Here is a 12825-nt window from a genome sequence, read left to right as displayed (position 1 = left end):
AACTTTTAATAATGCCTACTCGTAATTATCTTTTCTATGCTTTGACTAATAGTGTTTGCTCAAAGTGTTTGATTAAGGTGGAAGCAAAAATTATTTTTCAGGATGATTGTGTTTATTTAGTTAAGCATTGTCCTACTCACGGAAGGGAAGAAGTATTAATTGCTGATGATATTGAATATTATAAAAAATCTCTGGAATTTATTAAACCCGGAGATATGCCGCTGAAGTTTAATACACCGATAAAATACGGTTGTCCTTATGATTGCGGGCTTTGTCCCGACCATGAACAACATAGCTGTTTGACTTTAATTGAAGTTACTGATAAATGCAATCTTTCCTGTCCAATTTGTTACGCTGATTCTGGTGTGGAAGATTTTTCTGAGTCCCATCAGCCTCGAAAACACCGTAGTTTAAAACATATTGAAAGTATGATGGATGCGGTAGTAGAGAATGAAGGAGAACCGCAAATTGTGCAGTTGAGCGGTGGTGAACCTACGATACATCCGGAGTTTTTTGAAATATTAGATATTGCCAAGACTAAGCCGATCAAGCATTTAATGATTAATACGAATGGTGTGAGAATTGCTAACGATAAAGCTTTTTCTCAACGTCTTTCGCAATATATGCCGGGAATTGAAGTATATTTACAATTTGATAGTTTTGAGTCGGAAGCCTTGAAAGAATTGCGTGGTGCGGATTTACGGGGTATTAGAGAAAAGGCGATCGCGCAACTAAATAAGTACAATATTTCTACAACTTTGGTTGTTACGGTTAAAAAAGGTTTAAATGATGGTGAAATCGGTAAAATAATCGAATATGCATTACAGCAAAAATGCGTGCGTGGGGTAACATTTCAACCGATACAAGTTGCGGGAAGATTATCAGGTTTCAATCCTAAAACAGATAGATATACTCTTACAGAAGTTCGTCGGTCAATTTTAGAGCAAAGTCCTTATTTTAAACCCGAAGATATTCTTCCGGTTCCCTGTCATCCCGATTCTTTAGCGATGGGATATGCGTTGAAACTCAATGGTAAGGTGATACCGTTGACGGGATTAATTAATCCAGAAGTATTTGTGGAAATGATGCCAAATAGCGTACTTTACGAACAGAATGAAGAGCTAAAAAGCAAAGTTTTCGAGTTATTTTCTACCAGTCATTCCCCTGCTTCTGCTGCAACTTCATTAAAACAGCTTTTGTGTTGTTTACCAATGGTTAACGTACCCGCAGGAATCAATTATTCTAATATTTTTCGGGTAATGATTGTGCAGTTTCTCGATCCATATAACTTCGATGTGCGATCGGTTAAACGTTCTTGTATTCACATCGTACACCCTGACGGAAGGATTATTCCTTTTGATACGTTTAATATGTTTTATCGCGAAGGTAGTGCAGGGTATGATTATCTCACAACCATGTTAGGAAGAAATTAATTATAAACAAAGATAGTAATATTAAAATATTAAATTTATTTACGGTTTTTTAAACTTTAAAAATATTTTATTTAATACAATTTTGAGTGAACTTTTATTTTATTTGAAGCTAAACAAAATTATTTTTTTGTTATTAAATGTTTTGACTATACTTTAATTTTTATGTGCTATTACGTAAAAATATATTGGCGTTAATAGTAAAACTAAATGTTGAATACGACCATTTTTGTGGAAGTTGTAACCACTTTTGTACCATTGTTTGCTATCGCTAATCCTATTGGTGCAATACCAATTTTCCTAAGTTTATTGCACCCTCCAGTAGAACCAGGTAAACCAGAAAAGCCATCTGAACCCCAAGAACCAAAACAGCCGCGAAACGAAACCGAAGACAAAGATTATCATCAACAAATACAACAATATCGTACTGAACTAGATAAACATAATCAAGAAACCGAAAACTATTTCAATGAATTAGTAGAAAAATACCATATTGAATACAGGGAATATCGTCAAGAATACAAAGAATACAAACAACGTAGCCATCAGCAAGCTCAACAGACAGCTATTTGTGTATTTATTGTTTTGGCAAGTTTTCTATTTGCAGGTAGAGCAATTCTGGAATATTTTGGTATTTCGTTGGGAGTATTACGAATTGCAGGAGGTCTTATTGTTGCCAAGATTGGGTGGGAGTTAGTAGTTAAAGATCAAATATCAACCAAATTGACTGATTTAGAAAAAAGAGCCGCACAGAAGAAAGATAATATTTCTTTTACACCAATGGCTATTCCTATGATTAGCGGACCTGGAGCTATTAGTGTAGTAATTAGCTTAACAGAAAATCTAAGTGAACAGACGGGTTACTTAAGTTCTTTTATTGCTATTGCTATTCTCAGCCTATTGGTTTGGTTGCTTTTAAGGTCGAGTGAATATATAAATAAAGCCATCGGAGACGATGGGATGGGTGCTATGAAACGAGTTTTTGGCTTTTTCATTTTAGCAATTGCGGTACAGATGCTTTCTCACGGTATATTCGGAGTTCTTCAGAATTATGTACCAAAACTGTATCAACTCTTGAATTAAGCTTAAACTTTCTTCTTATTTACAATTAAGGGTAAAATTATTAACTGAGTGGGCATTGTCCGCTCTTTTTTCTAATTTAATATCTTTTGCATGGAGACTATAGCAATCCGAATTGATATATGAGGAAATACGTAGATTATACGTTAAGATTACAAGTTAAATTTGATTCAGCCCTCGCGACTGTAAGTCGCACGTCACTTGCTACAAGTCGGGGAACCCTTCCACCGCAAGTGTTTCACCGCCAACAGCACTCACCACCTGCGCGGGTTATTTTAGAAAGTCCATGCAGATGGACTTTGTTTGCATAGTAGCGGTTTTAACTGCCAGCTTATTTATAAATTTCTTACGAATTATTTAGGATTGCTATATGTTATTAGTTATAAAAAACCATGTCGGAAGAAAATGAATTTTGGGGAGTTACTCAAGGTATTCTACTATTAATTGGAATGCATGCTCTCGCGGGTTTATTTATCTATTTATTAGGTCTTATTTTACAGCAAATTTACGGTGGATATACGCTTCTAGGTGTTTGGGGTATTGGATTTGGCGGATTTTCTCTATGTCAGCTTTTATATGTAATCCCGGTTTGTATTCGGCTGAAACGACAACGCAAAAATTTAATGATGAAAGGTGTAATTATTGGTGCTGTGATTACCGCTTTAATCAATGGTGGCTGCTTTTTACTACTTGGACGTTAACTAAACAAAATCATGTCAAATCGAAATCCTAATTCTCGTAATCATTGGTTAGTAATTATTGGGGGGATTTTATTAGTCTTATTAACTAACTGCGTTCTTAGTTTTTTAGGACTATATGGACTTGGTGCAATAATAGCCCAAATTTTCCCTAGTTCAGGATATAATGCTCTCGCTATCGGTTTTACTGGTGTATGGTTATATCAACTTGTGTACGTTATTCCTCTAATTTTAAGCTGTAAAAGACGAAGACAATTTGCTTTAATGAAAGGAGTAATTATTGGAGCGGTAATTACTGCTTTAATCGCTGGATTCTGCTTTGTTCAAGTTGTCTCTTACGTAATTCCATCTAAATAAATAATTTCCCTATTTCCTACTCCCTAATTTCCAATTCATCAATTTTTTTCACAGATTGAGAAGTATTAAAGGAAGAAACTTCAGGTTGAGAAGCTGCATCTAACTGCTGCTGTGTAAACGTTTCACCTGATAATTCGCTTAAAGAACTACCAAAAAGCTTTTCATAATTAGAAGCAACAGCTAAAAATGCTCCACCTAAAATGTAGATTGGTAAGGGTAGAGAAAATTGTCGTACCCAATCGAATAGCTGTGCTAAAGCAAAAAGTACTACAAAGCAAATAAACCAGATTCTCATATTTAAATTCATAAAGCGATCGCTTCCCAAAACTGCAATAGTTATTTGTTGCATGATACTTTACCAATGCTAGCTACAACAACAGGGAACGATACGACAAAGCAAAAATTCAGTTCGCTGTTCCGTCATAATGCTGAGGTATTTAAGCCAATATGGATTTAAAGGACGTTAATAATCGCAAAACAATAGAGAAAGAGATAATTTGTCAAAATTTATGACAATTGTGAGTAACAATTTGGGAATCATGTAATTACTAGACATTTTATATCCAAATGCAAACCCACTCAGACGAATGACTTATCCTTTCTCAAATCATCGATCCCAACCCGACACCCAGAAGTATAAAAAAGCTTCCGGGATTTCGTCAGGATGGCTTTTTAACCCCATACTCTGGATAACTAATCGTCTTACTCTGCAAAAAAAGATTTTTTTAGGATATGCTATTACACTTGGTATGACTTTAGGGGGTACTGGTTTTGGTTTGAGTATAGGTAATTCTTGGGTCGATCAAGCAGACCGACAAAGAAAAGAAATTCGTCAAGACTTAAAGCTGTTGGACAACTTATTAAATACTACTTTAAGTTTACAAAATAATCAGTTTTCTCCCTACTTACATCCTAATTTTCAGCAAGCAAAATTAAAAAAAATTAAGACAATAAGCGATTTTCAAACATTGTTAGTTAAAGCTAAGGCAAGTACTTCAATAAATGTTAAACCATTAATTCAAAAGTATAATGCTAATCTAAACAACTTTGCTCAGGATTCTCAAAATATATTACAAAAAATTAAATCAAGCAAATCAAATTCGCCGGAAGTAGAGATAAAACAGCTACTCGCAGATTTAGCCGCAACCAATTCACGAATCAAAATGCTCGATTTTATCGATGAATTGCAGGTTTTAGTTAAATCTATAGAAACTCAAGAGGAGAAATCCGAAAATGAGTTTACTCAAGCACAAATGTTGCGATCGCTAATTACTATTATTAGCCTAATTTTATCTTTAACTATCGCTTGTTTTATTGCTTTTCAGATTAGCCGCAGGATTGTTAAACCTATTTCAATAATTACCAGTGTAACTCAAAAGGCTTTAGAAGAATCTAATTACGATTTACAAATACCTGTGACAAAAAATATCGAATTAGGTCAACTACAAACTTCTATAAATCAACTATTTGAACAAATAAAAATCAATCTCAAAAAACAAGAAGAAGCTAATATATCTGCCGATGCTGCTAGTTATGCAAAAAGCGAATTTATGGCAAATATGAGCCACGAACTCCGCACTCCTTTAAATGGTATTTTAGGTTATACGCAAATCATTCAAAATTCTCCTCATCTATCAAAAAAGGAGCAGCGGGGTATTGAAATTATCCATCGCTGTGGTAATCATCTATTAACTTTAATTAATGATATTCTTGATTTTTCTAAAATAGAAGCACACCAAATAAAACTGCATCCCAGCGATTTTCATTTTCCTTCTTTTTTACAAGAAATTGTCGAAATTTGTCGCATTAAAACCGAACAAAAAGGTTTAAGCTTCATTTACTCAACTCCAGAAAACTTACCCTCTGGTATTACTATTGATAAAAGACGATTGCGACAAGTATTAATCAACTTACTTAGCAATGCAATTAAATTTACTGAAATAGGCTGCGTTACTTTACAAGTGGAAGTGTTAGAAATCAAAAAAGAAACTTTCTCTCAAACAGTTAAATTACTTTTCCATATTGAAGATACTGGTGTTGGTATGGAACCCAAACTATTAGATAAAATATTTTTACCGTTTGAGCAATTAGGTACGACTAAAAATAAATCAGAAGGTACGGGATTGGGGTTAGCTTTGAGTCAAAAGATAGTAGAAATTATGAACAGTACAATAAAAGTTAAGAGTCAAGTAGATATGGGAAGTATATTTCAATTTGAAATAGAATGTCCGGTTGCTGAAGATTGGACAGAAACAAGTAGTATTACCCGTACTGGAAGAATTGTTGGTTATGTAGGAGAAAGAAAGCAAATTTTAATTGTAGATGACCGTTGGGAAAATCGTTCCTTATTTATTAATCTATTATCATCTATTGGATTTGAATTAATCGAAGCAGAAAATGGTCAAGATGGTTTGGAAAAAGCAATTATGTCTCAGCCAGACTTAATTATTTCTGACATTAATATGCCAATTATGAATGGATGGCAAATGCTTAAAGAAGTTCGGAAGCAAGACAAATTAAAAAACACTTTATTCATTATTTGTTCTGTAATTACATCTGAATATGATAGTCCAAAAGCTATTCAAGCAGGAGCAAGCTACTTTTTAAACAAACCAGTCAAGTCAAAAGAACTTTATCGTATACTAGCAAAGCAATTACAGCTTACTTGGCTTTATAATCATGATGAAATAACAAAAACTATAGTTAAAAAATCACCTTCAAAAAATCAAATGGTTATACCACCGGCTTCCGAGTTAACAATGCTGCTCGAATTTGCTAAACAAGGTAAAATCAAAGGTATTAAACAAGAACTAGAGCGAATTTCACAAGATAAACAATATCAATCTTTTGTTGACGAATTGAATTCATTTGTAAAATCTTTCAACATCAAAAAAATTCGCGAATTTCTTCAAGACAGTATCGAATCATAATCCTATTTTTTTATGTTAAATAAAATCTGAATAAAAAATATTAATATGTTAAATAATAATTATAGTGACATGAATTTATCCGAAGAATCTGATTCTAATCAAAAACTGGAAACAATTTTAGTAATTGACGACAGTCCAACCAATCTAGAGATTTTACATGATGTGTTGGGAAGTGCTGGTTATGAAGTTTTGGTAGAAATGGACGGTATCAGTGGGATTGAACAAGTTGAAAGCAATCCTCCCGACTTAATATTATTAGATGTAATGATGCCGAAAATAGACGGATTTGAAACCTGTCGGAGATTACAAGCAAATCCATCTACAAAGGATATTCCAATTATTTTTATTACCGCACTTACGGAAGCTGAAGAAAAAGTCAAAGGTTTACAATTAGGTGCTGTCGATTATATTACTAAACCATTTGAACAAAATGAAGTTTTAGCTAGAATCAATCTGCATTTGAAACTACGTAAACTAAATTTAGAATTAGATAAGCAAAAACAAGAATTAGAAATACGAGTTAAAGAACGTACCTTAGAATTATCTCAAGCTTTAGAGGATTTAAAACAAACTCAATTGCAGTTAGTACAAACAGAAAAGATTTCTTCTTTAGGACAACTAGTAGCTGGTGTTGCTCATGAAGTTAACAATCCGATCGGTTTTATCTCTACTAATTTATATTACGCTAACCAATATATTGAAGATGTACTGAAATTAGTCCAGCTTTTTCAAAAAAATTGCTCAAATCCAGGTATTGAAGTTGAAGAACAAATAGAAGAAATGGATTTAAAACATATTGAAAAAGATTTACCAAAACTAATGTCTTCGATGAAATTGGGTACCGATACTATCAAGGGAATTATGCAGTCTTTACGAAACTTTTCTCGTACTGATGGAGAAAACAAAAAGTTTGTTGATATTCATGAAGGGATAGAAGCAACTTTGATGATTTTACAACACCGTCTCAAAGCATACCCCAAACGTCCCGCAATTCAAGTAGTTAAAGATTATAGTATTTTACCGAAAGTAAAATGTTATCCAGGACAACTCAATCAAGTATTTATGAATTTGTTAGCAAATGCGATCGATGTTTTGGAAGAATCATTGATGGATTCTCAAGATTATAATAGTGGAAATAATCATATGATAAAAAATCCTCAAATTCGGATTAAAACTAGCATAGATAAACATCAAGTTACGGTCAAAATTGCCGATAATGGTAAAGGAATGTCAGAATCAATCCGAAGCGAGATTTTTCAAGCTTTTTTTACTACCAAACCAGAAGGAAAAGGTACTGGTTTAGGACTTTCAATTAGTTACCAAATTATTACTGAAAACCACGACGGGAATTTAGAGTGTATTTCTTCCCCAGGAAAAGGAACGGAGTTTTTGATTCAAATTCCTTTATAACTAGGTCAGCGTTAAAAATCACAGTTATGAAAAGGGAGTAGGGAAGGGTTTTGTTGACGCAAAAGCGTCTTCTCTTTGAGAGCTTAATTTACCCAACCGTTACATAGTTTGATTAATTTATATTTATTTAGATTTCAGTTAAAATATTTTATTAAAATTGAACCAAGTACCTTAAAATTATATACTTAATTTCTGATACTTTCGCAATCTCCCACGCATCTGCAAAATGACAATTTCAGAACAACCCAGCAAAATCAATTCTACTGAATGGATAACGGACAGCAATGAGAAATTTGCCATATCTATTCGGATCAAAGGGGAAAGACTGTTCCATGAAGTCTCAGAGTTTCAAACTGTAGAAGTATTTGATACTCAAGACCGGGGAAAAATGCTGACTATTGATCGCATGGTAATGTGTACTGAAGCGGACGAAGCGGCTTATCATGAAATGATTGTCCATGTACCAATGTTGGCTTATCCCGGTGTCAAAGATGTATTAGTAATTGGTGCTGGTGATGGAGGTACAATTCGCGAATTAGTGCGTCATCCAGGAATTGAGCGAATCACAATGGTTGAAATTGACGAAGCGGTAGTTCGTGCTTCCAAACAATTTTTACCCACGATTTCTTCCGCTTTGGAACATCCCAAGTTAAATTTACTCATAGATGACGGCATTAAATTTGTGCAAAATGCTGGTGATAATTCCTATGATTTAGTAATAATTGATTCTTCCGACCCCGTGGGACCATCGGAAGGATTGTTTACAAAATCATTTTATGAAGATGTGTATCGGACTCTCCGTCCTGGTGGAATAGTAACAGTACAAAGTGAATCCCCGATATTTCATCAAAAGGCTTTTGTCGATTTAAATCAATGTCTCAAACAAGTTTTTGGTGTTGATTCGGTGCATTGTTATTTGGTGTTTATTCCCATGTATCCTACAGGAATGTGGAGTTTGACTTATTGCTCTAAACAAGGAGTGCATCCTGTTCAAAATTTAGATCGCGAAAAAGCAGTGCAATTTGTTAAAGAACACGATTTACGGTATTACAATGCAGATATTCATCAAGCTGCGTTTGCTTTACCTGGATTTATTCATAAGATGATCGGATCGAACTAAGAGGATGTTTGGAAAGTCTAATTTAATACTTTAGCTGGCGGTTGAAACCGCTGCTACAAAAGCAAAACCACCCCTTCGGGTTTAAAATTTATTAGTCCACGTAGGTGGACTTTGCCTGTGTAGTAGCGGTTTTAACCGCCGGATACTTTTAAAAATTAAAAAAAAATAAATCGCTTGTGAGAAACCGATATTACTAACTATTACGCGGTAATAAGTGGGGTAGAGCGGAGCGGAAAAAATGACAACAAAAGAACAATTAACTCAATCTCGTGGGAAACGCTTGTTGGTATTGATCTACGGTATTGCTGCTTATACGATCGCAATGTTAACTATACTATGGTTAATTTTTTGCAATGCAGGTGTATTACCGTTAGGATTTATATCTTTGAATCAAGATGTTTTTTTAGCGGTATGCATTAATCTAATTTTAGTATTTTTGTTTGGACTACAGCATAGCATTATGGCACGTCCTATGTTTAAACAGTGGTGGACGCAAAAAATACCCGTTGCTGCTGAACGAAGTACCTATGTATTTTTTTCTGCGATCGCTTTATCTACGCTATTATACTTTTGGCAACCTATCCAAATCACAGTTTGGTCAATTGACAATATAGGGTTCAAATATTTAATTTGGGGACTATTTGGCTGTGGTTGGATTTATTTTGTTCTTGCAACTTTTGCCATTAACCATTTTGATTTATTTGGCTTACGTCAAGTATATTTCTACTGGAAAGGGGAAACTTATCAAGAATTTCCATTTATGAGACGTTGGATGTACAATTTTAACCGCCATCCAATCCAAACAGGTTTACTTATAGGTATATGGACAACTCCATACATGGAAGTGGATCATCTTGTTTTATCTACAGCATTTACATTTTATATTTTAATTGGAATAGCCTTTGAGGAACGAGATTTGATTCGTACTTATGGGGAAGAATATCAACGCTATCGTGCCGAAATTGGGGGATTATTTCCTTGGAAAAATTCAAATTGATATTTCAGTTTTTTAAAAAGCATAATACACCTACTACGAAATATCATGATGTTGGGTTACGACGCAAATCAATTTTATTAGTAATAATTAAATATTTTCGTGCGTCTAACCCAACCTACTACCTACTACCTACTTAATTAAAGTTTTTCATGAGCAGCTAAAATAATTCTTTCCGTTTCTTCCCAACCAATACAAGCATCAGTTACGGAAACCCCATGTTTTAAATCTGCTAAATTAGCAGGAATTTTTTGATTACCTTCATTGATGTTAGATTCTAACATCATCCCTACGATAGATGTGTTACCTTCAACTATTTGCTGCACGACATCTTCTAAAACTCCTCCTTGCAACTTATAGTCTTTATTAGAATTACCGTGACTGCAATCTACGACAATTCTTGGAGGTAAATCTGCTTTTTTCAACTGCTCTTCTGTGACTTTGACATTTTCGCGATCGCAATTAGGTTTACCACCACCACCACGCAAAATTATATGACCGTAATCATTACCCTTGGTTTGAACAATACTAACCTGTCCTTGTTGATTTAACCCCAGAAAATGATGGGGATTTTTTGCGGAATGCAATGCATTTAAAGCCACTTGAATATTACCATCGGTACCGTTTTTAAAACCTACCGGCATGGAAAGACCGCTGGACATTTCCCGATGGGTTTGTGACTCCGCAGTCCGCGCACCAATTGCAGACCAGGCGATTAATTCACTGATGTATTGAGGTATAATCGGGTCGAGAGCTTCCGTACCTGCGGATAATCCTAATTCGTTAATTTTTAACAACAGTTCCCGTGCTGTTAATATACCTTTTTCGATACAGAAAGAATCATCCATATCCGGGTCATTAATTAAACCTTTCCATCCTACTGTTGTCCGAGGTTTTTCAAAATAAACCCTCATAATTAACAGTAGTTTCTCTTCAACCCGATCTTGCAGTTTTTTCAGTTTTCGAGAATATTCCAGAGCTAATTCTGTATTGTGAATCGAGCAAGGACCGATAACAATAAATTTTCTTCTCTCTCTAAAATCTAATATATCCCTTAACTCTTGTCTGTGTTTTAGAACATTTGCTTCTGCTGATGATGTTAAAGGTAGTTTTGATTTGACTTCTTGTGGTGTCAATAAAACGTGATAATTCTCGATGTTAGTGTCAAATATTTTATTACGCATTGATTACCCTGCCACGATAAATCTTTATTTTGAATACTTAATTCATCTATATATTGTATCTGAGAAATTACACCTTAAAAAATAAATATACTTAAAAAAATAGTCAATTATTTGAATTATTATTCGCAATCTCATTTATTTTTTTTACAAACCTAAATTTCTCCAAACTTTTACTATTTGGCACATTTCGATCCCCAAATCCTTGTTTTATCTTCGTAAAAACAGCCGTTTGATCGCAATTATGGCCGACTTGTCAGGCAATCCACATAATTCTCTGTAAAAAATATCTAGATTACCTATTGTAATTTTCCTAACTTCCATGATATGAACATAAAGACAAAGCACTTAATCCCGATAGGATTACCGTAGATTCACAAGGAGAAACTGGAATGAGCTTGTGGCAAGAAACGCAAAAGTTATTGCAATTTGCACGACGTAAAGGAATGAAATTCAGTTCTGTAAAGAGTTTCGTCTCTTTATTTTTAGTGGGGACAGTTTTAAGCTTCGCGATCGCAGCTTGTTCGGGTGGGAATAATTCTAGTGCTGGAGATTCTGTTGGAATTCCCAATGCAAGTCCAGTTGCTGCTAAATCCCAAGATGTACAACTCACCTTAGTTTCCTTTGCAGTGACCAAAGCTGCTCACGAAGCGATTATTCCCAAATTTGTGGAACAGTGGAAAAAAGAACATAACCAAAACGTGACTTTCAAAACCAGCTACGGTGGTTCGGGTTCGCAAACTCGTGCAGTCATTGATGGTTTAGAAGCAGATGTCGTCCACTTAGCATTAGCATTAGATACCGAAAAAATTCAGAAAGCGGGATTAATTGACCCAGGTTGGGAAAAAGAAGTACCCAACAACGGCATTGTTTCCAAATCGGTAATTGCATTAGTAACACGAGAAGGTAATCCTAAAGGAATCAAAACCTGGTCAGACTTAGCCAAAGATGGAGTCAAATTTATCACCGCAGACCCGAAAACCTCCGGTGTTGCACGGTGGAATTTCTTAGCATTGTGGAACTCTGCTATCAAGACAGGTGCAGATGAAAAGAAAGCCGCCGAATTTGTTGCTAAAGCCTATGGAAATGTACCAATCCTTACAAAAGATGCTCGGGAAGCCACCGACGCATTTTTCAAGCAAAAACAGGGTGATGCACTAATCAACTACGAAAATGAGGTTATCCTGGCACAGCAAAAGGGTGAAAAGGTATCGTATGTGATTCCCGACGTGAATATTTCCGTTGATAACCCGATCGCAGTTGTCGATAAGAACGTAGATAAGCATCAAAGCCGTGAAATTGCCGAAGCATTTGTAAAGTATTTATATACTCCAGAAGCACAGCAAGAATTTACCAAAGTCGGATTCCGTCCGGTAAATGAAACTGTAGCTCAAACCAAAGAAGTAAAAGACAAGTATCTCAAAGTAAAAACCTTGGGAACAGTTCAAGACTTTGGTGGATGGGATGCTGCACAGCAGAAATTCTTCGACGATGGAGCCATTTTTGACCAAATTCAAGCCAAAAAGGTTAAAGGTTAAATATTTACTTCATCCCCTTGTCCCCCCATCTCCCCATCCCCCCATCTCCCCATCTCCCCATCCCCCCATCTCCCCATCCCCCCATCT

At 35.1% G+C, this 12825-nt stretch carries 12 protein-coding genes; 10 read left to right on the top strand and 2 right to left on the bottom strand.

The features are described from left to right. From VB797_RS22770 to VB797_RS22750, 5 genes are all read left to right on the top strand, one after another. On the top strand, positions 1-1433 hold a 1433-nt coding region (locus VB797_RS22770), incomplete at its 5' end, for a radical SAM protein (protein WP_323240022.1). A 207-nt stretch (positions 1434-1640) separates the two neighbouring features. Further along, positions 1641-2513 (top strand): MarC family protein, encoded by an 873-nt coding sequence (locus VB797_RS22765; RefSeq protein WP_323240021.1) that lies wholly within the window; start codon positions 1641-1643, stop codon positions 2511-2513. A gap of 119 nt (positions 2514-2632) precedes the next feature. Further along, positions 2633-2821, top strand: a complete 189-nt coding sequence (locus VB797_RS22760; protein ID WP_323240020.1) for a hypothetical protein — start codon at positions 2633-2635, stop codon at positions 2819-2821. 81 nt (positions 2822-2902) lie between these two features. Then, on the top strand, positions 2903-3211 hold the full coding sequence (locus VB797_RS22755) for a hypothetical protein (RefSeq protein ID WP_323240019.1): 309 nt from the start codon (positions 2903-2905) through the stop codon (positions 3209-3211). Positions 3212-3223: 12 nt separating this feature from the next. Continuing rightward, positions 3224-3565 carry a hypothetical protein gene (locus tag VB797_RS22750; protein ID WP_323240018.1) on the top strand — a complete coding sequence of 114 codons (342 nt, stop codon included), beginning with the start codon at positions 3224-3226 and terminating at the stop codon, positions 3563-3565. A gap of 16 nt (positions 3566-3581) precedes the next feature. Here VB797_RS22750 and VB797_RS22745 read toward each other — a convergent pair whose 3' ends face one another. Continuing rightward, positions 3582-3860, bottom strand: a complete 279-nt coding sequence (locus tag VB797_RS22745; RefSeq protein ID WP_323240055.1) for a hypothetical protein — start codon at positions 3858-3860, stop codon at positions 3582-3584. A 292-nt stretch (positions 3861-4152) separates the two neighbouring features. Between VB797_RS22745 and VB797_RS22740 the strand changes: the two genes are divergently transcribed. From VB797_RS22740 to VB797_RS22725, 4 genes are all read left to right on the top strand, one after another. Next, entirely contained in the window at positions 4153-6495 is a 2343-nt protein-coding gene (locus VB797_RS22740) for an ATP-binding protein (protein WP_323240017.1), read from the top strand. A 45-nt stretch (positions 6496-6540) separates the two neighbouring features. Then, positions 6541-7905, top strand: coding sequence for a response regulator (locus tag VB797_RS22735; RefSeq protein WP_323240016.1), 1365 nt, complete (start codon positions 6541-6543; stop codon positions 7903-7905). A 226-nt stretch (positions 7906-8131) separates the two neighbouring features. Continuing rightward, the gene (gene speE / locus VB797_RS22730; protein WP_323240015.1) at positions 8132-9025 is read left to right on the top strand and encodes a polyamine aminopropyltransferase; all 894 of its coding nucleotides are present in this window, start codon (positions 8132-8134) and stop codon (positions 9023-9025) included. Between the two features lie 238 nt (positions 9026-9263). Further along, positions 9264-10022, top strand: a complete 759-nt coding sequence (locus VB797_RS22725; protein ID WP_323240014.1) for a hypothetical protein — start codon at positions 9264-9266, stop codon at positions 10020-10022. Between the two features lie 137 nt (positions 10023-10159). Here VB797_RS22725 and VB797_RS22720 read toward each other — a convergent pair whose 3' ends face one another. Beyond that, positions 10160-11203 (bottom strand): 3-deoxy-7-phosphoheptulonate synthase, encoded by a 1044-nt coding sequence (locus VB797_RS22720; protein WP_323240013.1) that lies wholly within the window; start codon positions 11201-11203, stop codon positions 10160-10162. A 389-nt stretch (positions 11204-11592) separates the two neighbouring features. Here VB797_RS22720 and VB797_RS22715 point away from each other — a divergent pair, with 389 nt between their 5' ends. Next, the gene (locus tag VB797_RS22715; protein ID WP_323240012.1) at positions 11593-12738 is read left to right on the top strand and encodes a sulfate ABC transporter substrate-binding protein; all 1146 of its coding nucleotides are present in this window, start codon (positions 11593-11595) and stop codon (positions 12736-12738) included. Positions 12739-12825: the final 87 nt, after the last annotated feature.

This window comes from Rivularia sp. UHCC 0363 (genome assembly GCF_034931125.1).
GTDB lineage: Bacteria > Cyanobacteriota > Cyanobacteriia > Cyanobacteriales > Nostocaceae > Rivularia.
The sequence above is the reverse complement of the archived record's forward strand: the minus strand, read 5'-3'. Positions and strand labels throughout refer to the sequence as shown.